The sequence below is a fragment of the Halothiobacillus neapolitanus c2 genome (genome assembly GCF_000024765.1).
Lineage (GTDB): Bacteria > Pseudomonadota > Gammaproteobacteria > Halothiobacillales > Halothiobacillaceae > Halothiobacillus > Halothiobacillus neapolitanus.
The window spans coordinates 880,478-905,004 of record NC_013422.1 but is presented as its reverse complement, the minus strand read 5'-3'; the positions used below and the strand labels follow the sequence as shown (position 1 = coordinate 905,004).

Genomic DNA, 24,527 nt, shown 5'->3' with positions numbered 1-24,527 from the left:
TTGAAGCAGCCTATTGGCACGTCCTTTGCTTGAACAGACAGTGTTCACTACATTTGTAAACCCCAAGGTGTTTACATCGCCAACGTGCTATCTGGAGCCACATCATGAGTATGAAACGTCGAGACTTCCTGAAAACCACCGGTGTACTAGCTGGCGGAGCATTAATAGCCCCCGCGATTGCGAAAGCGGATTCCAAAAAAACCTTCAAACTAAAGATGACCTGTGCCTATCCTGCGGGTTCGCCTTTCTATAGCAGCGGCCCCGGCAGTGCGACAGACTTCTGCGATCGCGTAGAAGCCATGTCTGGTGGCCGCCTGAAAATCAAGTTCTATGCCGCGGGTGAATTAATCCCGGCGCTGGCCGGTTTCGATGCGGTCCGCGAAGGTACCGTGGACATGAACTGGGGTAACTCGTTCTTCTGGGCTGGCAAATCATTTGCTGCGCAGTACTTTACCGCCGTTCCATTCGGGATGGACGTCATGGCCGTCAATGCTTGGCTTTATGAGGGTGGTGGACAGCAACTGTGGGACGAAGTGTATGAGCCGTTTGGTCTCAAGGCACTGCCTGTCGGCAACACAGGGATGCAGATGACCGGCTGGTTCCGCAAGCCCATCGAATCCATCGAAGACTTCAAGGGCCTACGCATGCGCATTCCTGGGCTGGCAGGCAAGGTATACGAGCAGCTTGGTGTCAGTGTCAAACTGCTACCCGGCGGTGAGATCTTCCCTGCTCTGGAACGTGGCGTAATTGATGCCGCCGAGTTCGTCGGCCCGTACTTGGATCGCAAAATGGGCCTTATGAACGGCGCCAAGTACTACTACACCCCGGGTTGGCACGAGCCTTCAAACGTCTCTGAACTCCTGATGAACAAGAAGATGTTCGAGTCATTGCCTAAGGATCTCCAATCTGTCATCGAAAATGCCGCCGCTGCCTGCAATCAGGTCAGCTTTGCGTGGTGCAACGCGAACAATACCGCCGCTCTCAAGGACCTCGTAGACAACCACGGAGTCAAAGTCATGAAGCTGAAACCTGAAATTATCCAGAAGCTTCGTGAAGTGACCTTCGATACCTTGGCGACACTAACCAGCAAAGATCCATTGGCCAAGAAAGTCAACGACCACTACTTTGCCTACAAGAAGCAGGTGGATGTCTGGCTGAACCTCAGCGAAGCTGTCGTTCTGAATCAGAATCTTTGATTGGTTTCACCCAGAGGATAAGAAACCATGACGGAGCACGATTCATCATCAGTCTACACAACAGTGCCTTTGGAATCAGTCCTGACGAACCCTATCGCCTCAGGACTATACCGCTGGAGTCGGCGGCTGGATTGGTTTATTGAAAAAATCAGCCAGTCCGTCGCATGGCTCACTCTGGTTCTTGTACTGCTGGTGGCCTTTGACGTCGGAGCCCGTTATCTGTTTCACCGCAGCTGGGTGGCTGAACAAGAACTGGAATGGCACATACTGGCTGTCATCGCCATGATGGCAGCTGCCTATACCCTGCAACAGGGAGAGCACGTCCGTGTAGATGTTTTCTACCAGTACTACAGCGACCGGGTGAAAATGTGGATGGACGCCCTGTTTCCACTTCTAATCGTAATTCCCGTCGGTTTAACCATAGCGTTCATGTCCGTTCATTTTTTTCAGATGGCTTATGCCATTGGTGAAGGCTCGCCCGACCCGGGCGGGTTGCCGTATCGATGGGTCATTAAAGCGTTTATTCCGTTGGGATTCCTTCTCGTCTCACTTCAAGGGGTCGTCATGACCATTCAGGCCTTTGTTCACCTATATCAGCACGATAAGTCAGAGAAATAATCATGGAGATGGAAGTTCTTGCGATCGTCATGGTTTTTTCGTTGTTCGCGCTTATCCTGGGCGGCATTCCTGTACCGTTTGCTCTGGCGGTTAGTGGCTTAGTTTTTGGCCTGATCGGTTTCGGGTCGGATTTGTTCAACCTGTTACCTCTTCGCATTTTTGGCATCGTCAGTAACTACACGCTGCTGGCGATACCCCTGTTTGTCTTCATGGGCGTACTGCTGGAAAAATCCCAGCTGGCCGAACGAATGCTGGACATCATTGGCCATGTTTCCGGGAAGAAATCCGGCGGCATGGCCATCGCCATCATCCTGATCGGTGTGCTCATGGGCGCCTCAACCGGCATCGTGGCCGCCACGGTGGTCACGGTCGGCCTGATCACCCTACCCACCCTGCTCCGGCGCGGTTACGACAAACGTATCGCTTGCGGCACAATCTGCGCAGCGGGCACGCTGGGGCAGATCATCCCACCCAGTCTGGTGCTCATCATCCTGTCGGACATTTCCGGCACATCGGTTGGCTCCCTGTTCGCGGCAGCACTGATTCCGGGCCTGATGCTCGCAGGCATGTATCTGCTGTACATCGTGATCATGAGTAAGCTCAAGCCGAACTCCATGCCACCCATCCCACAGGATGAGCGTGATGCCATGCCTACGGGGCAGCTGATCATGGACCTCCTCAAGGTTGTCCTCCCGCCGTTCGCGCTGATCTTTGCAGTCTTGGGCTCGATTATCGGCGGTATCGCGGCACCCACTGAAGCGGCATCAATGGGTGCGCTGGGAGCCCTGCTGGTCGTGATTCTGTCTGGCCGGTTCAGTTATCACGTGATACGCGAAACCGTGTACTCCACCTTCAAAATCAGCGGCATGACCTTCTTCGTCCTGATTATGGCTCAGATCTTCAGCTTGAGCTTCCGTGGACTCGGCGGCGACGACCTGATCGATTCCTTGTTTGAGTTTCTCCCAGGTGGCGTCTGGGGCGCGTTGATTTTCATGATGGTTCTGCTGTTCCTGCTGGGATTCTTCCTGGACTGGATCGAGATCTCGTACATCGTACTCCCACTGATGTTGCCGTTCTTCCATCATGCGGGCATCGACCTCGTCTGGCTCAGCATCCTGATCGCCATGAACCTGCAGACATCCTTCCTTACCCCACCCTTTGGCTGGTCACTGTTCTATCTCAAGGGCGTCGCACCCAAGGAAGTTCTCACCCAGGATATTTATCGAGGCGTCATGCCCTACATCGGCATCCAGGCATTTGCGCTGACACTCGTCATGATTTTCCCGGGGATCGCCACCTGGCTGCCAGGCGTGGTGGGCTGGTAATGTTCATGCCATCCTCAACCAAAAAAGGTAATCAATTATGTTGAAATCGACTTTGGCAAAGCACGGCATGGTGGTTGCACCGCACAACCTTGCTGCCCAGGCCGGACTTGCCGTATTGCGAGACGGCGGCAACGCTATCGAAGCGGCAGTGGCCACAGCCGCCGCGCTGGCTGTAGTCTACCCCCACATGACCGGGATCGGCGGTGACGCCTTCTGGCTGATAAAGATACCAGGCAGCGACCCCGTTAGTATCGACGGATCGGGCCGATTGGCCGGCGACCTCACCTCCAGCTTTTATCTCGAACAGGGTTACGATGTCATTCCAACTCGGGGAGTGCTGGCCGCCAACAGTGTGGCAGGCGCCGTGTCGGCGTGGGACAAGGCGCTCGAATACAGCACGCAAAAATGCCAGGGGCACTTGCCGTTAAGCCGCATTCTGGCTGACGCCATCGACTACGCGGAAAACGGCCACCCCGTCACCGAGTCACAAGCCAGAACTACACACGAGCGCACGATCGAACTTGGCAATCTGCCCGGGTTCGCTGCCACATTCCTCGACCAAGGCGCCGCTCGCTCCATGGGCAGCACCGAACGCAATCCTGCACTGGCCAATACGCTCAAGCACCTGGCTGCAACATCATCCGACGCGTTCTATCGCGGTGAAATCGGCACCGCCATTGCCGATGAGTTATTGCGTCTTGGCAGCCCGGTACGTCAGTGTGATCTTCACCAGCATAAAGCCGACTACGTCACGCCATTGTCCACCACCTTTGCCGGTGGCCGTTTATACAACACCGCTCCACCGACGCAAGGTCTTGCTTCGCTGATGATTCTGTCGCTATTCGAACGGGCTGGCGGCCTGGATACCCAACCGGACAGCCCCGAGTACATCCACCTTCTAGTCGAATCCACGAAACTGGCTTTCCAGATTAGAGATCGCTACGTCCGCGACCCACAAGACATGACCATAGCGGCCAGCGCGTTTCTCTCCGAGGAACGGCTCAACACCCTCGCCGCCAAGATCAGCCCGAGCAGTGCGCTCCCCTGGCGTGGTCCCGGTGATATGGGCGACACTACGTGGTTCGGCGCTATCGATAGCGAAGGGCGCGCGGTTTCCGTCATTCAAAGCCTGTACCACGAGTACGGCAGCGGTATCGTGCTTCAGGACACCGGCATCGTGTGGCAGAACCGTGGCATCAGCTTCTCGCTTCAGCCGGACAACCCCCGCAGCATCACTCCGGGCAGCAAACCCTTTCACACGCTGAACCCAGCCCTGGCCGAACTCAGCGACGGACGAGTTATGGTTTACGGCAGCATGGGCGGAGACGGGCAACCGCAAACTCAATCCGCCCTCCTCAGCCGGATTGCCGGTTGGGGAGTAGGTCTTCAAGATGCCATCACACGCCCGCGCTGGCTGCTGGGGCGTACTTGGGGTAATCCTTCCACCTCGCTGAAGCTGGAAAGCCGTTTTCCGCCGGAAGTCTTCGAGACACTGCGCCGCTTGGGGCATGATGTTGAAATCGTGGGCTCATTCGAAGAAATGATGGGGCACGCCGGTGCCATCAGCAGAAATTCGTCCGGGCTGCTTGAAGGCGGATCAGATCCTCGAAGTGACGGCTGCGTAGCAGCGTACTGAATCGGTAGTGTTCAGAGTTCTGTGTCATTTCTTTTGACTGAACCAAAAAAAGATGACTTGTGACCAAGCCTACATTCGATATAGATGCAGCCAAATTGGAGCGCCCCAAAGAGCTCGTCATCTGGATCATGCTGTCAACATTGTGCCGAGTTGGAGAAATCATCCAAGCCCGCTGGGAGCATGTGGATCTTGTTAACCGTGAATGGCTCATTCCAGCCGAAAATGCGAAAAACAAAAAGAACCACACGGTCTTTTTGTCAGATTTCGCGTTGAAACAGTTTCAAGAATCACGCGCAATATCCAACTGGAGTAAATGGGTATTGCCCTCTGTGCTCACCGATAATCGGCATATTTGGCTTAAAAAGGGAAACTCGAAAAACCCGTCATCCCCGCGTAGGCGGGAATCCAGCGCCTTGATTTTTCTGGGTTCCCGCCTACGCGGGAACGACGAATCACGGGTATTTCAAGGTGTCCAAAAGTATTGCGCGGCAGGTGCGAGATCGGCAGCGGAATAATTCGCTCTCGATACGAACAAATGCGATAGGAACGTTGATTTTTTTCGTTGGCACTTGGACACCCCATGATTTACGACGAACAGGAGCATCTCTCACGGCCGAGTTAGGCATTCTTCCTGACATTATCGAGCGATGACTTAATCATGTGGAGCAAGATCGCATGAAGCGAATTTACCAACGCCACGACTACAAATCAGAGCGCAGCGAGGGTTCCAGTCAATTGGGTAGACGTTCAGATGAACTGGTCACCGCTGTGACAGCATGAGTGATATATGGTTACTGGATTATGGAGGAATATTACTGATGACCATGCACAACCCACCGCATCCCGGTGCGTTTATCCGGCAGATTTATCTTGAACCCCAACAGTTGAGTGTTCGAGCATTGGCCGAGAGTCTGGGTGTTGCGCCCTCAACCATCACCGGGATCATCAATGGCCACAGCGCCATCAGCCAAACCATCTCTGACTTGGCAAGTTCACCAAAATCTTGAGTATCGTAATTGAGTTTTCAAGAAAAATTTCTTCGATTCTTAATCGTGCATCAAACTGCACTGTAAACTGGGTGAAGGCAGTCAGGAATGGAAAAAATTCAACATATTGCGCACGCCAAGCAAGATCTAGACGGTAACTGGAACGCCCCGCATGACCTTGTCGATCACCTGAATTGTGTGGCAATGCGAGCAGCCGATCACGCGCGGCCTTTCGGTGGGCAAGAATGGGCTCATCTGGCGGGTTTATGGCACGATCTGGGCAAGTTTCGACCAAGGTTCCAGCAGTACATTCGCAAAGCAAGCGGCTTTGATTTCAATGCCGATGCCTCTATCAAAGGCGAGGCTGGTAAAGCCCCTCACTCAACTGCGGGCGCGCTGCTGGCCTGTGATCGTTTCAAGGAATCGGGACGAGTGCTGGCCTACCTCATCGCGGGACATCACGCCGGTCTCTACGACTGGCATTCTGAGTCTTCCAGCCTCGAATACCGATTACAGCAAGTGGACTCCCGCGAAGAGCTTGATCAGGCTTTAGCTGAGAACCCACCCGCCGAGATTATCAAACATAGAACGTTCACTCCCGACATGCGCACCATTCCCGGCGGCAAGGACGGCTTTGCCTTATGGGTGCGAATGTTGTTCTCATGTCTGGTGGATGCTGACTTTCTCGACACCGAGTCTTACATGGACATGGACAAATCCGCACAGCGGGGTGATTGGCAGGGCATGCAAAAACTGCTCGAACAATTCGATAAGTTCATGGCTCGCAAAACATTCGCGGCGGAGCCAACGCCAGTCAACCAGCTACGCACCGACATCTTGCGGCAGTGTCGTGAGAAGTCACACGAACCCCCTGGCCTGTTCTCACTTACTGTGCCGACCGGCGGCGGCAAAACGCTTTCCAGCATGGCTTTTGCACTGGAACATGCAAAGCGGAACAACAAGCGCCGCATCATTTACGTCATCCCGTACACCAGTATCATCGAGCAAACCGCCGACATTTTTCGGGACATATTTGGCGAGGCTGTGATTGAACATCACAGCAATGCTGAAGTTGATGCCAATAAAGAAAATAGCAGGAGTCGTCTCGCTTGCGAAAACTGGGACGCGTCGATTGTCGTCACCACCAACGTGCAATTTTTCGAATCGCTGTTTGCGGCGAAGACATCGCGCTGTCGCAAGCTGCACAACATCGTCGATAGCGTCGTGGTGATGGATGAGGCGCAGTTAATACCCGCAGAATTCCTGCAACCCATTCTTGACGTGCTGAATCTTTTGACGCTGCACTACGGCGTTACCGTCGTGCTCTCCACCGCTACCCAACCAGCTTTGGCTACGCGTGAATATTTCGATGCCAAAAACAACATGCGCGGCCTAGAGAATGTTCGTGAAATCATGGACGACCCGGATGCGCTCTACGCCCAACTGGAACGGGTCAATGTACGTCTGCCTACCGACTGGAACACGCCGACCAGTTGGGACACGCTGGCCAACGAGATCAAACAGCACAATTCCGTACTCACCATCGTCAACCGCCGCAATGATGCACACGAATTGTGGGATTTGATGCCGGAAGGCACGCTACATCTATCGGCGCTGATGTGCGGTGAACACCGCTCGCAAGTTATCAAGCAAATCAGGGCTCGGCTTAAAGAGCGTGTTCCCACGCGCGTTATCAGCACGCAACTGGTCGAAGCCGGTGTCGATGTGGATTTTCCGGTGGTTTATCGCGCATTGGCCGGATTGGATTCGATCGCCCAGGCAGCCGGGCGTTGCAACCGGGAAGGCAAACTGGAGAGGGGCGAAGTCGTGGTGTTCGTGCCACCCAAACCCGCGCCGCCCGGCCTGTTGCGCAAAGGTGAGGATGCTTGCCGCAGCGTGCTTCATAACCGCACTGGCAAGCCACTTGAACGCGACTTGTTTGCCAGATATTTCGAGAAGCTTTATCACGCTTGCGATCTGGATGCGCAAAACATCACGAAATTGCTTGAGGTCGATGGACAAACGCTGGCCGTCAACTTCCGCACCGCCGCCGACAAATTCAAACTCATCAAAGATGAAGACAGCGCACCTGTCATCGTTCGTTATCGTGGCGTGGATGGCAACGATGACAAGGTGGACGAACTGCTGAACACCTTGAGAAAGCATGGCTCTGAGCGCTGGCTCATGCGTAAACTCCAACGTTACACGGTGACGATCCATCGCCGTGAAATCATTAAACTGTTGTCGCAAGGCGATGTTGAGGAAATTCTACCGGGCTTGTACATCCAAATTAGTGATTGGCTCTATCATCCAATTCTTGGGCTTAACCCAAATGGCGCGCCCGCGAAGTTAACCAATTTCATTGTATAAAGGAAAACATGAAAACCTACTGCCTTGAACTCACTGGCGACTTCGCCTGTTTCACCCGCCCAGAGATGAAAGTCGAACGCGTGAGCTACGACGTGATAACGCCTTCTGCCGCACGCGCCTGCTTCGAAGCCATACTGTGGAAGCCCGCAATCCGTTGGCATATCCGCAAGATCGAAGTTTTGAAGCCGATCCGCTGGATCAACCTGCGGCGCAACGAAGTCGCCAGCGTGGTATCCACGCGTAATGTCGAAACCGCGATGAAAAATGGCATCGGTATTCTCGGCCTCAACATCGAAGACGATCGCCAGCAGCGCGCCGGACTTTTTCTGCGCGATGTGGCGTATCGCGTCCATGCCGATCTTGAGGTACTACCCAACGCCGCGCCGGACAACACCCCAATGAAGTTTCAGGAAATGTTCGAGCGCCGCGCCAAACGTGGGCAATGCGTCAACCAGCCCTATCTCGGCTGTCGTGAATTTGCTGCAAATTTTCGTCTGGTGGCCGACCTCGCCGCCGAACCTGCCACGATAGATGAAACCCGCGAGCTGGGCTTCATGCTGCACGACCTGGATTTCACCCACCCTGCCGACCCCGCGCCACGCTTCTTTCGCGCCCGACTGGAAAACGGTGTGGTGAATGTGCCTGCGTGGGATAGCGAGGAGGTACGGGGATGATTCTGCAAGCGCTCAACGATTACTATCAGCGTCGTCAGCGCTCTTCGAACCCTCAAGACCGGCTGCCCGCTTTCGGTCTGGAAGAAAAGGAAATTTCATTCGTCATCGAGATAGACGCTAAGGGGCGACTGGTCAATCTGGCAGACACCCGAACAATTGAAGGCAAGAAAAAAATTGGTCAACGCTTTCTCGTCCCGCAGGGCATCAAGAAAACCTCGGGCGTTGCAGCAAACCTGCTATGGGATACCGCTGAGTACGTGCTCGGCGTGGACACCAAGGGCAAACCCGAGCGCGTCGTCGAACAACATGCCGCCTTTCGCGCCCGACTAGAGGCCTTGCCAGAGGATGCACTCCGCGATGCAGGCATCCAGGCCATCCTGGCTTTTCTCAAAAACATTGACCTCAAGCAACTTGAAACCTTGCCCGCTTGGCCGGATATTCTGACTACTAATCCAGTGATGACCTTTCGCCTGCATGGCGATGTGGAACTGGTTTGCCAACGTCCCGCCATTGTTGACACAACCGCTCAAACCATCGAGGAAAAACCTGACGGCATTTGCCTTGTCAGCGGCATTCCAATGGCGATTGAACGGTTGCACCCCTCCATTAAAGGCGTATGGGGCGCTCAAACATCCGGCGCCAATATCGTTTCTTTCAACTTGGATGCGTTCAACTCATACGGCAAATCGCGTGGCGCGAACGCACCTTTGGGCAAACCCGCCACCTTCGCCTACACCACTGCGCTCAACCACCTGCTCGCACGGGACTCGCGCCAGCGTATCCAAGTCGGCGATGCTTCTACCGTATTCTGGGCGGAACAAGCCAACGATCTTGAAACCGCGCTTCCCGATCTGTTTGGTGAACCACCCAAAGACGACCCCAACCGGGGCACGGACGCATTGAAGGTGCTGTATCGTGCAGTGCAAACTGGCAAATTCACGAATGGCTCAGCCACCGACCGCTTTCATGTTTTAGGACTTTCGCCTAACGCTGCCCGCATTGCTATCCGTTTCTGGGAAACGGCATCGGCACTGAATTTGGCCAAGCGTATCGCTTGCCATTTCGACGACATTAATATCGCCCGCGCGCCGCACGACCCAGAGCATTTATCCTTATTTCGATTGCTCACTTCATTGGCGGTGCAAGGCAAGGCCGACAACATCCCGCCCAATCTTGGCGGCGAAGTCATGCGTGCCATTCTCGAAGATCTGCCTTATCCAGCGACATTGCTCAATCAAGCAGTACAGCGTAACAGGGCAGAGCAGAAGCCTAATTATGCCCGCGCCGCCATCATTAAGGCCTCGCTCAACCGTCTAATTCGCCGCACTCACAACGAAAAGGAGTTTATGGTTATGCTCGACCCAACCAACACGCACCCGGCTTATTTGCTGGGTCGCCTATTTGCCACCCTGGAAAAAATCCAAGAGGAGGCCAGCCCTGGTCTTAACGCTACAATCCGGGACCGTTACTACGGCGCGGCGTCCAGCACACCTGTTGCAGTGTTCACCACGCTGTTGCGCTTACATAACCATCATCTCGGTAAGTTATCCAAAGGCCGCGGGGTGCAAATGGAGCGGCTCGTCGGTGAAATCATGGGCGGGCTGGATGACTTCCCGCGTATTCTCGCCCTGCCAGACCAAGGCCGCTTCGCCTTGGGTTACTACCATCAACGCCAAGCCTTCTTCACCAAATCCGACACACCAACCACCAACAATCCAGAGGAATCCAAATGAGCCTGACCAACCGCTATGACTTCGTGCTGCTGTTCGACGTTAAAGATGGCAACCCCAATGGTGACCCGGATGCCGGAAACCTGCCGCGTATGGATGCGGAAACCGGTCATGGGCTAATGACTGATGTGTCCTTGAAGCGCAAAGTGCGTAACTTTGTTGGCATAGCAAAGGGTGAACAGCCACCCTATGAAATCTATGTGAAGGAAAAAGCCATCCTCAATAATCAGCACAAGCGCGCCTACGTGGGCATTGGGCGTGAAGAGTTGCTAGCGGGCGATGACAAAAAACGCAAAGGTGGTGACGCAGTGGACGATGCCCGACAGTGGATGTGCCGCAACTTCTTCGACGTGCGCACCTTCGGCGCGGTGATGTCAACCGGTATCAACTGTGGTCAAGTGCGCGGGCCGGTACAGCTTACCTTTGCCCGTTCCATCGACCCCATCATTGCACAAGAACATTCAATAACAGTCTGCGCGGCCAGAAAGGAAGACAAACCCATTGAAGAACAGATTGGCATTCAAGGTCGCAAACATACCGTGCCTTACGGGCTTTACATGGCGCACGGTTTTATTTCAAGTTTTCTCGCCAAGCAAACCGGCTTTTCAGAAGACGATCTGGAATTGCTCTGGCAGGCACTGACGCAAATGTTTGAACACGACCGCTCCGCCGCACGCGGCGAAATGACAACGCGCGGATTATATGTATTCAAGCACGATTCAGAACTCGGCAATGCACCTGCCCATGCCCTATTCGAGCGCATCCAGCCTAAACTGAAACCAGGGATCAGCGTGCCTCGTAACTTTACCGACTATGAAGTGTGGGTAGATGAGGCGGATTTTCCGGCTGGCGTGACCTTGCTGAAAAAATTCTGAACCAATACGGCCTGATCATTTTACGATCATGAATGAACCGGACTCTGTCCCACTATCTGCTCTGCAACACTGGGTGTATTGTCCACGCCAGTGTGGGCTGATTCATCTGGAACAGGCATTTGAGGACAACATCCACACCGCGCGCGGGCAGGCAGTGCATCACTTGGTCGATACGCCGGGTTATGAAATCAAATCCGGTGTGCGTGTCGAGCGCGCGTTGCCGTTGTGGAGTGACCAGTACAACCTGATCGGTAAAGCCGATCTGGTCGAATTTCACCCGGATGGCAGCATCTATCCCGTTGAATTTAAGCACGGTGCTAAGCGGCAAAAATTGCACGACGACATCCAGCTCGCCGCGCAAGCGATTTGCCTGGAAGACATGCTGGGCCGCCCGGTGCCCAAAGCGGCGATTTTCCATGCCAGCAGTCATCGGCGGCGGGAGGTAGCAATCACACAAGCACTTCGCGATCTGGTTCTTGCAACGGCGGAAGACATCCGCGCCATGCTCGCCTCAAGCAAACTGCCGCCACCAGTGAATGACGCACGCTGCAAAGAGTGTTCGCTGAAAGAAATATGCCAGCCCGAGGCACTGGCCGAGCAGATGCGGCTGCATCGTTTGCGTGAGGAGCTGTTTAATGTGGCGCAATAACCATACCGAACATCGCCATCAGTTGTCTGTCCAGGATTTGCATTTCATCTGCCGACAACTCGGCCAGCCGAGTATCACCAAACCGGCTGCGGTCGAGCGCCCGCGTTTGTTCCAACGCCACGAAACTGTCCTTGAGCAGGCGGCCACGCTGAGGAACCGCAATGCGCAATGCGGTCATGCCTGGCCAGAATTGTGTAGTCAATGGCGCGATCATAACCACCGGCGAACCCGCGTCCAAATAGCGCTGCGCCAGCAAAATCACCACCGGGCGAACTTTGCCGATTTCTGCGCCGGTATTCGGGTTCAACCGCGCCAGCCAGATGTCACCGCGTCGCATTATTTCCACCACGCCTCTGACTCAGCATCGCCCGGTTCTCGCCCTTCGACAAAATCGAGCGCTTCGTTTTCTAGCGGCATAAATTCCTCAGCAATCCCGATGCTCTCGGCGCGCGCTTCGGGGCTGGTCGCCAAAACCCGAAAGGCGGCCTCCATCTCGGCCATCAGCCGCTCGCGTTCTTGGTCACGTAAATACTGCTCCAGTGCGGCGCGCGCCAAATCAGAACGGTTTTGCTGGGTTTGTGCAGCCAAGGCGCTTAATTGCCGATCCAAGCTATCCGGCAGGCGTAAGTTTAAAGTCGCCATGTCATTCTCCATGAAGCACAAAATGTAACGTACATTGTAATACAAATATGCACACAGTCCAAAACACACTCTACATTATGACCCCCAATGCTTATGTGCATCTGGAGAATGCCACAGTGCGCATTGATGTTGAGCGCGAAAAAAAGCTTCAGGTGCCACTGCACCATCTAAATGGGCTCGTTTGCTTTGGCAATATCATGATCTCGCCTGCACTGATGCATCGCTTGGCAGATGATGGCAAATCATTGGTATTAATGGATAGTTCAGGGCGATTCAAGGCGCGTCTTGAAGGCCCGGTTTCAGGGAATATCTTGCTGCGGCAAGCGCATCACCGCCAAGCATCCGATGCTGCCTTTGCGCTGGAAATAGCGCGCACCATCGTGTCAGGCAAACTCAAAAACAGTCGCAGCGTCGTGCAGCGTGGCGCACGCGAAACCAGTGATACCATCGAAACAACCCAGCTCACGCGCAGCGCCGATAATCTTGCTGCTTCATTGCGTGCTGCTGCGGCAGCCACCTCAATGGACGAACTCCGAGGCATTGAAGGCGAAGCGGCTCGCGGCTACTTCTCCGCCATTAATCTGATCGTCAAGACGGCCATGCGCGCCAATTTTCAGCTCAATGGTCGCACTCGCCGCCCGCCACTGGATCGTTTTAACGCCCTAATTTCCTTTCTCTACGCCATGCTTATGAATGATTGCCGTTCCGCAATCGAAGCGACCGGACTCGATGCCCAGTTAGGCTTTCTGCACGCCGTTCGTCCAGGGCGTGCCGCACTGGCACTTGATCTGATGGAAGAATTTCGCGCTATTGCCGCTGACCGTCTTGCTCTCACGCTCATCAACCGGGGCCAGATCAATGCCAGCGATTTTGACGAACGAGAAGGGGGCGCCGTGATGCTTAATGACAGGGGCCGTCGTGCCGTTGTCACCGCTTGGCAAGAACGCAAGCAAGAAATAGTCACCCACCCGCTCACAGAAACAAAGATCCCCATTGGCCTGCTCCCTTTCATTCAGGCGCGGTTCTTGGCGCGCACCATCCGTGGTGAAATGGATGGCTATCTACCCTATCAGTCAAAGTGAGATAATCCATGCTCATCATCGTTGCCTACGATGTCTCCACCGAAACTGCCGCCGGACGCAAACGATTGCGTCGTGTTGCAAAAGTTTGTGAGCGCATGGGACAACGCGTTCAAAAATCTCTGTTTGAATGTACCATCAATGAAATGCAATATGAACAACTGGAGCGAGACCTGCTTAATGAAATCGAAGAGACAGAAGACAACTTACGCTTCTATCGCATCATCGAACCGGTAGAAATGCGCGTCAAACAATATGGCTGCTTCCGATCAGTAGATTTTGAAGGCACGCTCATTGTATAAGCGCGAATGGTTATCAAAGGCGCAACCCCCGCACCTTCGCGAAAGAATCAACATCATGATTCATATATCAAATTTTCGAAATAAAAAACTAACAACGCTGAATTACTGGCTTCCCGAGTGCATTTCGCGGGAAAATGCCAAAATCCGCTTGTGTAACGTACCGTTACAAGAGTGGAGAATCGCCCGGCCTAACCGCCGGGCGCGGATTGAAACAGCGCCTCGCGTAGCAGCGCAACATGCTCAGGCGGAATCGCCCGGCCTAACCGCCGGGCGCGGATTGAAACAGCGACTTGCCGCTTAAAAACGCAACCCAGGGGCTGAATCGCCCGGCCTAACCGCCGGGCGCGGATTGAAACGATCAGCTCGGTGGCGGCATCGGCGGCATCAGACGAATCGCCCGGCCTAACCGCCGGGCGCGGATTGAAACCAGCTATCGATCGACAAGGCCCAGGCCAGCCAAGGAATCGCCCGGCCTAACCGCCGGGCGCGGATTGAAACGATATAAGCATCATAGTCGGGCAGGATTTGCTGGAGAATCGCCCGGCCTAACCGCCGGGCGCGGATTGAAACAGCAGTCGGTAGATGCAACCACTGTGCAGCAAGCGGAATCGCCCGGCCTAACCGCCGGGCGCGGATTGAAACCGGATTCACACAGTGCCACTTCTTTGCCGGAATGAATCGCCCGGCCTAACCGCCGGGCGCGGATTGAAACAAAGAGCTTGGCGATGCCTATGCGGATGCAGCCGAAGAATCGCCCGGCCTAACCGCCGGGCGCGGATTGAAACTGCGTACTTGTTATCATCTTTGCAAATTGATTCAGAATCGCCCGGCCTAACCGCCGGGCGCGGATTGAAACAGTTCATGCCCAGCAACCGCAAGGAAGCTGGCGGGAATCGCCCGGCCTAACCGCCGGGCGCGGATTGAAACTTGTATTGGTTGGGGTCATGCCTCCACCCCCGCAAGAATCGCCCGGCCTAACCGCCGGGCGCGGATTGAAACCAGATCCAGCCAACCGTCCACGGTCAGGCCTTCTGGAATCGCCCGGCCTAACCGCCGGGCGCGGATTGAAACCGCCCAGTCCGTCATCGATGCGCTGAATGCTATCGAATCGCCCGGCCTAACCGCCGGGCGCGGATTGAAACCGGTGATGGCTGCCAGCGCAAAATCAGTGCTGTTCGAATCGCCCGGCCTAACCGCCGGGCGCGGATTGAAACTGGTAGTACTTGACCGATCCGCCGACATCAGCAAAGAATCGCCCGGCCTAACCGCCGGGCGCGGATTGAAACTTTTTCGGCCATTGGCCTTGATTGCACAGCATGGAATCGCCCGGCCTAACCGCCGGGCGCGGATTGAAACCCGTTGCGCCTGATCGGATGTTCGATGAGACAAACGAATCGCCCGGCCTAACCGCCGGGCGCGGATTGAAACAGTCGCAGAATGACAAGCGTTTGAGTTTGCTTGAGAATCGCCCGGCCTAACCGCCGGGCGCGGATTGAAACTGACGTGATTGGGAACGCGCTGGTCTGGATTGGCGAATCGCCCGGCCTAACCGCCGGGCGCGGATTGAAACGGCCCCCGCGCGAGGTAACTTTCCATCCGCGAAAGAATCGCCCGGCCTAACCGCCGGGCGCGGATTGAAACAACATGCAATCATGGGAAGCGTGCTCGGACACCACGAATCGCCCGGCCTAACCGCCGGGCGCGGATTGAAACGATTACAGCCTGCACCGGGTGACATTGGACGATGGAATCGCCCGGCCTAACCGCCGGGCGCGGATTGAAACTATATCCGGCATAGTTTAAGTCACCATTCCAATCGAATCGCCCGGCCTAACCGCCGGGCGCGGATTGAAACTGTTCTGGGGCTTTATACCAATTCACAACTTGCCGAATCGCCCGGCCTAACCGCCGGGCGCGGATTGAAACAATTTTTGCATCAAATGCAGTAATGGTGATGGATGAATCGCCCGGCCTAACCGCCGGGCGCGGATTGAAACATCGATGGGTTACCTCATGACCAGCCCAATTCTCGAATCGCCCGGCCTAACCGCCGGGCGCGGATTGAAACAAAGCCGTGGGCATCGGTTGCCACCACCGGCAGCGAATCGCCCGGCCTAACCGCCGGGCGCGGATTGAAACCTTATTAAAACGATGTGGGCAGGTGGTATGGCAGGCGAATCGCCCGGCCTAACCGCCGGGCGCGGATTGAAACTGTGGCTCTGGAATGGCCAGCTGCTCATGCACCCGAATCGCCCGGCCTAACCGCCGGGCGCGGATTGAAACCCCAAGATCAGCCGACTGGATGCGGTATATGGGAGAATCGCCCGGCCTAACCGCCGGGCGCGGATTGAAACAACTTGTGTGGATCGTATCGTAAATAAGTTCGAGAATCGCCCGGCCTAACCGCCAGGCGCGCCGGTGCTGTCACCACTTTTTTCGAAGGGCTTCCTTCGTCACTTCGCTCTCCAGCAGCGCCTCGCCAAGCAGCTTCATCAGTCAAGCGTTTTCCGACTCCAGCGCCTTAAGCCGCTTCGCGTCAAACACGACCATGCCGCCAAACTTGCTGCACCAGAGGTAGTAGCTGGCCTCTGATAAACCGTGCCGTCGGCACAACTCCTTGATCGGGACACCGGCGCCCGTTATTTGTCGCAGAACAATCATCCTGTACCTGAGTGGAGACAATCAAAGAGGAGATATTTTAGAGCCAGCACTCAACAATTGGAGGGTAGCGGCCAGAAAAGCATGATTAGCAGTGCCCGTTGGTCGTCACGAGGCGAAATCCAATGAGGATATGGAAAATTCGACAATCAATAACGCTAAGCAGAGTGAACACAACCGCAATTTTCTGCCTGTACCACTCATGGAAAAGTGGCAACAAATTGGCAACGGAAGTGGGTTTTCGAGAAGCGAAGCTGAGATATAAAACCCCAACTTGTTGATTTTATTGGTCGGGATGAGAGGATTTGAACCTCCGACCACCTACACCCCATGCAGGTGCGCTACCAGGCTGCGCTACATCCCGAATCGATTTCACAGCAAGACCGTGTGAAAATCAGGCGCGCATCTTAACCGAGCAGCGCCGAATAATAAAGCCGTTTGATGCAATTGATCGGCATTATCACACCGGCTTTTCCACCACGGGCCTTTTCACGCGGAACCATAATGCGTACATCGCGGGCAGGAACAGCAGGGTGAGGAAAGTGCCACCAAAAATCCCGCCGATGAGGGTGTAGGCCAATGGCCCCCAGAAGGTGCTTTCGGTTAGCGGGATAAAGGCGAGCACGGCGGCCAGCGCGGTGAGGATGACGGGCCGTGCGCGGCGGATGGTCGCTTCAATGACGGCGGTGTAGCGGTCTTGCCCTTGGCGTTCGTTCTCGTGGATTTGCCCAACCAGAATCAGAGTGTTGCGCATGAGAATACCGGCCAGGCCGATCAAGCCCAGCAAGGCGACAAAACCGAAGGGCTGATTGAACAACGCCAACGAGGCCACGGCACCGATCAAGCCTAACGGGGCGGTGAGCAGCACCATGAACATGCCGGGAAAAGACCGCATGATGAGCATGATCAAAGTCAGCATCAGCAAGACCATAATGGGCATGACTTTGGCGATGGATGCCTGGGCCTTGCCGGATTCTTCCACCGAACCGCCAATCTGTATTTGATAACCCAAGGGCAGATCCGTCCGAATCGATTCGAGCTTTTTCCAGATGGCGGCGGTCACGTCGGGCGGTTGCGCGCCCTGCACTTCGGCATTGACGTTAATGTACGGATCGCGGTTGCGCCGCTTCAATATGGGGTATTGATAGGCCGTGGTGATGTGCCCAAGCTGGCCGAGCGGCACGGTTTTGCCGTTATCCAAGCGAATGGGCAGCGCTTCGAGCTGGGTTAATTGACGCGATTGGGCCGGCGAACCCCGTACGCTCAAATCCACGCTGCGAATATCGACGCGCAGTTGAGTTGCCGTTGTGCCGGATAACCACGTTTGGGTTTGCTCGGCGATGGCTTGCGGTGTGATGTTCAGCGCGGCCAAGCGGGCCTGATCGAGCTTAAAGTCAAGCACCGGCACTTTCTCGCCCCATTCAAGATGCGGGTCGATGGTATGCGCGTTAGCCGCCATGACGCTGCGCACCTGTTCGCCAATACGCTGTAGCTCGCGGATATCTGGCCCCATCACGCGGAACTGAACCGGCCAAATAACCGGTGGGCCGTAGAGCAAAGGGTGTGGCCGAATGCGCGCTTCTGGAAAATCACCGTCATCGATTTTCTTTTGTAGCATGGCTTGCAGCTCATCGCGTTCGGTGGCGTTGTGTGCCACGGCGATGATCTTGGCAAAGGCGGGATTGGGCAGTTCTGGATTCAAGGCCAAAAAGAATCGCGGCGCACCTTGGCCGATGTAGGTAGAAAGCGATTCGAGTTGGGGCGCGCCATGCAAGGCGGCCTCGACCCGATGCGCCACTTTTTTGGTCGCTTCAATGGACGAGCCTTCGGGCATATTGATGTCGATCAGCAGTTCTGGGCGGTCAGAACTTGGGAAAAACTGCTTGGCAACGCCCTTGCCCATCACGGCAATCGATGCCACGAACAGCAGCAAGGTCACGCCTGCAACAAGCCAGCGATAATTCACGCAGAATGTGACCACCCGACGCAGACCACGATAAATTCGCCCTTGATACATGCCCGCGCTGCCCTCGGCATGGGGCGTTACCTTGGGCAGAAAATGCACCCCGAGATAAGGCGTGAACACCACGGCAACCAACCAGGATGCAATCAGGGATATGCCCAAAATCCAGAAAATATTACCGGCATACTCGCCAACATTTGACTGGGCAAACCCAATCGGCACGAAGCCGACAACGGTAATGAGCGTACCAATCAACATGGGGGCTGCGGTGATGCGCCAGGCCGCAGCCGCCGCCTCAACACGATCCACGCCTTCCTCGAGTTTCACCAGCATCATTTCGATGGCGATGATGGCATCATCAACCAGCAGGCCAAGCGAGAGAATCAGCGCGCCTAGGGTGATGCGATCGAGGTTTTTGCCCGTCATCAGCATGATGCCGAAGGTGATACTGAGCGTGAGCGGCACGGCGAGCGCGACGACCAAACCCGCGCGTAATCCCAAGGAAATAAATCCGACGAGCATGACCACGCCCAAGGCGATGAAAAACTTGAGCTGGAAGGTATTAACAGCCAGCGCAATCGCATGTGCCTGATCGGTGATTTTGGTGAGCTGGACCCCCAAGGGTAAGGCTTGCGACTCGGCTTTTTCGAAGGCGCCCAGGCGTTCACCCAAAGCGAGGCCGTTGACATTTTTCGCCATGATCACGCCAACGATAATCGCGTTCTGACCATTGCTCTGGATGATATAACTGGGTGGGTCGGCATAGCCCAGACGCACGTTGGCCACATCGCCGATACGCACGACTTTGCCCTGAATATTGACCGACGTGTTCTCGATACGTTGCACCAAGCCCGGCGCACTGGCGCGCAGGCCCGAATCCAGCCGGAAATACAAACGCGGCCCGGTCGTTTCGATCAAACCAGCCGGCACGATGGTGTTTTCGGCGGCCAATGCCTGCCCGATTTGCGCCGGGGTGATGCCCAAGGTGGTTAATCTGTGCGGATCAAAATCCACGTAGACCTGCTCGGGTTGCTCGCCCAAAATATGTGCCTTCGCCACGCCCGGCACGTTTAATACGGCAGATCGTAACCGTTCGGCCTCACGCGCCAGATCACGTTCGGGCAGTCCCGGGGCAGTCAGCGCATAGAGCGTGAAATACACATCCGAGAAATCATCGTTGAAAAAAGGCCCCTGCACGCCCTTTGGCAGCGTGGGTGCCACATCGCCCAAATGTTTGCGCACTTGGTAGAAAGCCTGCTGCACCTGATCGGGCGGGGTATCTTCGCGGAAGTTAATCTGCATTGCGATGCTGCCGGGGCGAGACGTGGTATCCACCCGATCGAAATACGGCACATCCTGCAAGGCTTTTTCGAGCGGATCGGCGACTTGATCCTGCATTTGTCGCGCGGTCGCGCCCGGCCATTGAGCGGAGACCAACATAACCTTAAGCGTGAATGCCGGATCTTCCGCGCGCCCCAGCGAGATGAACGAATATACGCCCACCAAGGCCACCATAATGATGAAATACAAGGTAACGGCACGTTCGCGCACCGCCAGCGCCGATAAGTTAAACCCTGAGAATGAACGGCGCGGCTGCTCGCTCACGGTGTATCCTCGGTGTTTGGTGCCGTATCCGTGCCCAAACCGGGCTGGATGCGCACGCGCTGGCCATCATGCAAACGGTTCACGCCCAATGCAACGATGCGCGTGCCGGAAGCCAGATCGGTTGAAATCACCGCCGACTCGTGTTCGAGCCGAGTCACGGTCACCGGCTGCATCTTCACCGTGCCATTTTGCCGCACCTCGAATACGGCCGCCTGACTGCCCTGCCCCAATATCGCCGTAATCGGCACACTCTTCGGTACAGTTTGCTTGGGGAAAGAGAGAGTGATGCTCTGACCCAAACCGGTTTTCACCGAAGGATTAGCTGCCAGATTAAACCGAACCGACCAGGTGCGGCTGGCCGGATCAACTTCGCCTTCGTTTGAGGCAAACGTCGCCTCGATGGCGGTCGATTGGCCATGAACCCGCGCCTGGGCCGTATTCGGCAGGCGCATTAAACGCTGTTCAGGCACAGCCACCAGCGCTTGCCGGGCATCCCCTGCCGCCAGCGTCACCACCGGTTGCCCGGCATTAACCACCGCACCTTGATCGGCATCAATAGCAGCAACCACACTGGCAAACGGGGCTTTAAGTGCCGTATATCCCAATGCCAGCCGCGCTTGTTCGAGTTGCGCTTGGCTGGCCTGTTCGTTTGCTTTGGCGGCTTGAAGATTGGATTTGGCTTGATCGTATTCCTGCTGGCTGGCGAGTTTTTTGGCAAGCAGGGATTGAACACGCGTGAAGTTTTGCTGCGCAAACCGAGCCTCGGCCTGGGCCTGCTGTGCTTGCGCCAAAGCGGCTGCCTGCTTTGCCTTGAAATCGGCATCATCGAGCGTTGCCAGCACCTCGCCCGCTTTGACCCCTGCACCGCGTTTAACCACGCGTTCGGCAATTCGCCCACTCACTTGAAAGCCCACGGCAGATTGGGTTTTCGCCACGATCACGCCCGTTAAATCGGGTTGTGCCAACGTACCTGGCGCAATGGTGGCCACGCGCACCACAGGTGGCGGCAACTCGACCTCGGCACTTTGTTTTTGACAACCCGTGATGGCCATAGCCAAAACCAAGACCAAGCCGGATGTCATAACAGAACCGGGCGACGTTAAACCGTTGCGCAAGGGCAACCCACCGGCTGGCTGTGTGTGTTTTAGCTCGATCATGTCGTTCCCTTATTTTGGGTATGGCGATCAACAATGCGTTGTTGCATCGGTGCTGCCATAATTAACACCCATTTACTTTTATTTATCTACTTATGACCACGATTGTCTGGTTTCGTCAGGATTTGCGATTGGGCGATCATCCCGCCTTGGATGCGGCAATACAGACAGGCGCAGACCAAGGCCACATCATACCGGTTTATATTCATCCTGGTTACGCTCCCTCCGATCAAACCGCCGATGCAACAAAACCACTTTATGAAGGCGCGGCCGCGCGTTGGTGGCGACACCACAGCTTGCGTTCACTGGCAGAACGGCTCGCCTCATGCGGCAGCCGGCTCATTATCCGGCAGGGTGAGCCGCTCGCTGAATTGCAACGGTTGATTCATGAAACCAAGGCAAATCGCGTTGTGTGGAACAGGCGCATGGAACCGGCAGCCCGAGCAGAAGACACCCGCATCAAGGCCGCCTTGCGCGCCGAAGGCATAAACGTTGACTCATTCAACGGCAACTACCTGCATGAACCGTGGACGATTCAAAACAAACAAGGCAAGCCGTTTAAGGTGTTCACGCCTTATTGGAAAGCGGTGGTGGCCGCCGGACTAGACCTACCGACGTATCCTGAACCCGACAACCTACCAACCGTGCCTCGAGCGTTGAACAGCCTCGCAATCGATGAGCTTGAGCTTTTGCCCGCTATCGCTTGGGACAAGGATTTTTATAACCACTGGCAGCCAGGTGAACCGGGCGCTTGGTCGCGTTTTGAAGATTTTCTTCCCCTGATCGATGAGTACGCCGAGGCCCGCAATCATTTAATTGGCACTGGGGTATCGAAACTCTCCGCCCATCTTCATTTTGGTGAAATCAGCCCGCGTCAGATCGTACGTTACCTGCTGGACACGCGCGGCTCTGTGCTCGAACCGCGTGGCATCGAGCATTTCGTGCGGGAACTCGGATGGCGGGAGTTTGGCGCATATCTGGCCTACCACTATCCGCAAACGGTGGATGCACCATTGGACGCACGGTTTTTGAATTTCAAATGGCGTGATGCGCCGGATGATTTACGGGCGTGGCAACGCGGGCAAACCGGCATTCCCGTGGTGGATGCGGCCATGCGCTGCTTATGGCAGACCGGCTGGATGCATAACCGTGCCCGGATGATCGTGGCCTCGTTTCTGACCAAAAACCTGTTAATCGACTGGCGCTGCGGCGCGGCGTGGTTTATGGATACGCTGGTCGATGCCGACGAGCCCAGCAATACCGCCGGTTGGCAGTGGACAGCGGGCACGGGCGCGGATGCCGCACCCTACTTCCGGATTTTCAACCCGGTATTGCAGGCCGAGAAATTCGACCCGGATGGCACGTTCATTCGCCGCTGGGTGCCTGAACTGGCAAGGCTTGAGAACAAGTATCTTTTTGCCCCCTGGACAGCCAGCGAAACCGCCTTGGCGCAGGCAGGCATTGTGCTCGGTAAAACCTACCCTGAACCGATCAGCGATCTCAAAGTAAGCCGCCAACGGGCGCTGGTGCATTTTGACCAGATCAAACAAAACACCACAGCCCCATGACAAGCCCAAGCACAGGCCGAATAAGGATGAAACGTAATTCGCCATCCATTCACTTACACCCGGGAAGCTCGAAAAACCCGTCACTACCGCGTAGGCGGGAATCCAGCGCCTTGATTTATCTGGGTTTCCGCTTTCGCGGGAACGACGAATCACGGGTATTTCGTGGTGTCCGCCCGATGTTTCACTTCATTTTCGTCGTCAATATCGCCTTATCGCAATAAAAGCCGATAATGAAGCCCATGAACCAGCGATTAAAGCACCCGCTCAGAATCTTTCATGCGTTTTGGCACCGCGTTTACCACGCTTTACGCATGGACTTCTGGTTCCCGCATGTGCCCATTGCCTTGGCCGTCGGGTTGTCCGGGCTCATGCAGATCACTCAAACCCTGTCGGTGATCGAAGAATTTCTTGCCCTGCCGCAGCAATCCATCGAGCAGCTCAGCGGCGGATTTAGTTCTCTGGCAATCCGAGGAATACCGCATGATGTGATCGGCGTTTTGCTGGTCATCATGTCGCTTGGTTTGTTGATTCGTTCTCGGTTGGCCTGGATGGTCACCGTGTTGATGAGTATCGCCAGCCTGCTACTAGAACTCACGCCGCTGGCTTCTCAGCCTGCCGGCTTGATCCTGTTTCATGCCGTGGTACTGCTGCTTTTATTTTTCAATCGCCAGCATTTCCAGCGCACCAGTCTCACCACCGGCACTCTGTTCTCGATTACCGGCGTATTACTGACATTGGGATTCGGTGTCATCGGTTCTTATGTATTGGGTGCCCAGTTCAAACCGGCCATCACCGATTTCCCGACAGCGCTCTACTTCACCATCGTTTCCATGTCTACCGTTGGCTACGGCGACATCATCGCCCAAACCACCGAAGCGCGGATGTTCACCATCAGCCTGATTATTCTGGGATTATTGGTTTTCGCCACCTCGCTGACCGCGATCTTGGGCCCCATGATGAATCAGCAGATCATGAAGCTCGTTCAACCGAGAGGAAAAAAATGCAACGCAAGGATCATATTATCGTGGTCGGTAACGGCCCCTTCGCTCGAAATGCGACCGAATCGCTGGAAAAGCGCGGCCTTGAAGTGACCCGCATCCTCCCGACCGCACCCGCGCAGGGTTCGGATATTCCGAAGGATTTCATTATCGGTGATGGTGCTGACAGCGAAACCCTGTTGAAGGTCCAGGCCGATGCGGCCCGCGCCATTATTGCGTTGACCGAAGACGATTCCGAAAATGCGTTCATCATCTTGGCGGCACGCGAAGTGAATGAAAAAATCAAGACCGTGGTCGCGGTCAGTGATGCGCATCACCTTAATAAAATCAAACGGGTGCATCCCGATGTGGTACTGGCTTTGCCGGTCATCGGCGCCGAACTACTGGCCATGGCGCTAAGTGGCGAAGAGATCAAAACCGACGCACTGTTGGAGCAACTGCTGAAACTTGATTAGCACAAGGCTCCGATGGTGACGCATCCTCACTCATGCTGCCGCTG

20 protein-coding genes, 1 tRNA gene, 1 pseudogene and 1 CRISPR repeat array are annotated in these 24,527 nt (G+C 55.4%); of the genes and pseudogenes, 16 read left to right on the top strand and 6 right to left on the bottom strand.

What is annotated here, in order from left to right:
- The first annotated feature begins 104 nt into the window (after window positions 1-104).
- From HNEAP_RS04220 to cas4, 11 genes are all read left to right on the top strand, one after another.
- Window positions 105-1,196, top strand: coding sequence for a TRAP transporter substrate-binding protein (locus HNEAP_RS04220; protein ID WP_012823713.1), 1,092 nt, complete (start codon window positions 105-107; stop codon window positions 1,194-1,196).
- A gap of 27 nt (window positions 1,197-1,223) precedes the next feature.
- The gene (locus HNEAP_RS04215; RefSeq protein WP_012823712.1) at window positions 1,224-1,814 is read left to right on the top strand and encodes a TRAP transporter small permease subunit; all 591 of its coding nucleotides are present in this window, start codon (window positions 1,224-1,226) and stop codon (window positions 1,812-1,814) included.
- Between the two features lie 2 nt (window positions 1,815-1,816).
- Window positions 1,817-3,139, top strand: a complete 1,323-nt coding sequence (locus HNEAP_RS04210) for a TRAP transporter large permease (protein WP_012823711.1) — start codon at window positions 1,817-1,819, stop codon at window positions 3,137-3,139.
- 37 nt (window positions 3,140-3,176) lie between these two features.
- Window positions 3,177-4,775: a gamma-glutamyltransferase family protein gene (locus HNEAP_RS04205; RefSeq protein ID WP_012823710.1), complete on the top strand. Its 1,599-nt coding sequence runs from the start codon at window positions 3,177-3,179 to the stop codon at window positions 4,773-4,775.
- Window positions 4,776-4,834: 59 nt separating this feature from the next.
- Complete coding sequence (locus HNEAP_RS04200) at window positions 4,835-5,290, top strand: tyrosine-type recombinase/integrase (RefSeq protein ID WP_041600360.1); 456 nt, start codon at window positions 4,835-4,837, stop codon at window positions 5,288-5,290.
- A gap of 303 nt (window positions 5,291-5,593) precedes the next feature.
- A complete protein-coding gene (locus tag HNEAP_RS04195; RefSeq protein ID WP_012823709.1) occupies window positions 5,594-5,782 on the top strand; it encodes a HigA family addiction module antitoxin in 189 nt (62 codons plus the stop codon).
- Window positions 5,783-5,869: 87 nt separating this feature from the next.
- On the top strand, window positions 5,870-8,131 hold the full coding sequence (locus tag HNEAP_RS04190) for a CRISPR-associated helicase/endonuclease Cas3 (protein ID WP_012823708.1): 2,262 nt from the start codon (window positions 5,870-5,872) through the stop codon (window positions 8,129-8,131).
- Window positions 8,132-8,139: 8 nt separating this feature from the next.
- Window positions 8,140-8,805, top strand: a complete 666-nt coding sequence (cas5c, locus tag HNEAP_RS04185) for a type I-C CRISPR-associated protein Cas5c (protein ID WP_012823707.1) — start codon at window positions 8,140-8,142, stop codon at window positions 8,803-8,805.
- Entirely contained in the window at window positions 8,802-10,538 is a 1,737-nt protein-coding gene (cas8c, locus tag HNEAP_RS04180) for a type I-C CRISPR-associated protein Cas8c/Csd1 (RefSeq protein ID WP_012823706.1), read from the top strand. The genes cas5c and cas8c overlap by 4 nt, the downstream gene beginning before the upstream one ends.
- On the top strand, window positions 10,535-11,410 hold the full coding sequence (cas7c, locus tag HNEAP_RS04175; protein ID WP_012823705.1) for a type I-C CRISPR-associated protein Cas7/Csd2: 876 nt from the start codon (window positions 10,535-10,537) through the stop codon (window positions 11,408-11,410). Before cas8c ends, cas7c begins: the two co-directional genes overlap by 4 nt.
- 28 nt (window positions 11,411-11,438) lie before the next feature.
- Window positions 11,439-12,059: a CRISPR-associated protein Cas4 gene (gene cas4 / locus HNEAP_RS04170; protein WP_012823704.1), complete on the top strand. Its 621-nt coding sequence runs from the start codon at window positions 11,439-11,441 to the stop codon at window positions 12,057-12,059.
- Here the strand turns inward: cas4 and HNEAP_RS04165 are convergent.
- Complete coding sequence (locus HNEAP_RS04165) at window positions 12,043-12,396, bottom strand: type II toxin-antitoxin system PemK/MazF family toxin (protein WP_012823703.1); 354 nt, start codon at window positions 12,394-12,396, stop codon at window positions 12,043-12,045. The two genes, cas4 and HNEAP_RS04165, sit on opposite strands and share 17 nt — an antisense overlap.
- Window positions 12,396-12,701 (bottom strand): ribbon-helix-helix protein, CopG family, encoded by a 306-nt coding sequence (locus tag HNEAP_RS04160; protein WP_012823702.1) that lies wholly within the window; start codon window positions 12,699-12,701, stop codon window positions 12,396-12,398. The genes HNEAP_RS04165 and HNEAP_RS04160 overlap by 1 nt, the downstream gene beginning before the upstream one ends.
- A gap of 47 nt (window positions 12,702-12,748) precedes the next feature.
- Between HNEAP_RS04160 and cas1c the strand changes: the two genes are divergently transcribed.
- A complete protein-coding gene (gene cas1c / locus HNEAP_RS04155) occupies window positions 12,749-13,783 on the top strand; it encodes a type I-C CRISPR-associated endonuclease Cas1c (RefSeq protein WP_012823701.1) in 1,035 nt (344 codons plus the stop codon).
- 8 nt (window positions 13,784-13,791) lie between these two features.
- Window positions 13,792-14,082 (top strand): CRISPR-associated endonuclease Cas2, encoded by a 291-nt coding sequence (gene cas2, locus HNEAP_RS04150; RefSeq protein ID WP_012823700.1) that lies wholly within the window; start codon window positions 13,792-13,794, stop codon window positions 14,080-14,082.
- 176 nt (window positions 14,083-14,258) lie between these two features.
- A CRISPR array of direct repeats spans window positions 14,259-16,436; the repeat unit is 37 nt; unit sequence GAATCGCCCGGCCTAACCGCCGGGCGCGGATTGAAAC.
- 56 nt (window positions 16,437-16,492) lie between these two features.
- Here the strand turns inward: cas2 and HNEAP_RS12485 are convergent.
- The 4 genes and pseudogenes from HNEAP_RS12485 to HNEAP_RS04130 form a co-directional block, all read right to left on the bottom strand.
- Window positions 16,493-16,743: pseudogene (locus HNEAP_RS12485) on the bottom strand (transposase); the annotation flags it as partial.
- 284 nt (window positions 16,744-17,027) lie between these two features.
- Window positions 17,028-17,104 (bottom strand) — tRNA-Pro (locus tag HNEAP_RS04140).
- A 96-nt stretch (window positions 17,105-17,200) separates the two neighbouring features.
- Complete coding sequence (locus HNEAP_RS04135; RefSeq protein WP_012823699.1) at window positions 17,201-20,308, bottom strand: efflux RND transporter permease subunit; 3,108 nt, start codon at window positions 20,306-20,308, stop codon at window positions 17,201-17,203.
- Window positions 20,305-21,465: an efflux RND transporter periplasmic adaptor subunit gene (locus HNEAP_RS04130; RefSeq protein ID WP_012823698.1), complete on the bottom strand. Its 1,161-nt coding sequence runs from the start codon at window positions 21,463-21,465 to the stop codon at window positions 20,305-20,307. The genes HNEAP_RS04135 and HNEAP_RS04130 overlap by 4 nt, the downstream gene beginning before the upstream one ends.
- A gap of 92 nt (window positions 21,466-21,557) precedes the next feature.
- Between HNEAP_RS04130 and HNEAP_RS04125 the strand changes: the two genes are divergently transcribed.
- The 3 genes from HNEAP_RS04125 (at window position 21,558) to HNEAP_RS12195 (ending at window position 24,483) form a co-directional block, all read left to right on the top strand.
- Window positions 21,558-23,030 carry a cryptochrome/photolyase family protein gene (locus HNEAP_RS04125; protein WP_012823697.1) on the top strand — a complete coding sequence of 491 codons (1,473 nt, stop codon included), beginning with the start codon at window positions 21,558-21,560 and terminating at the stop codon, window positions 23,028-23,030.
- A 311-nt stretch (window positions 23,031-23,341) separates the two neighbouring features.
- The gene (locus tag HNEAP_RS04120; protein WP_166635977.1) at window positions 23,342-24,121 is read left to right on the top strand and encodes an ion channel; all 780 of its coding nucleotides are present in this window, start codon (window positions 23,342-23,344) and stop codon (window positions 24,119-24,121) included.
- Entirely contained in the window at window positions 24,031-24,483 is a 453-nt protein-coding gene (locus tag HNEAP_RS12195) for an NAD-binding protein (protein ID WP_081441103.1), read from the top strand. Before HNEAP_RS04120 ends, HNEAP_RS12195 begins: the two co-directional genes overlap by 91 nt.
- Window positions 24,484-24,527: the final 44 nt, after the last annotated feature.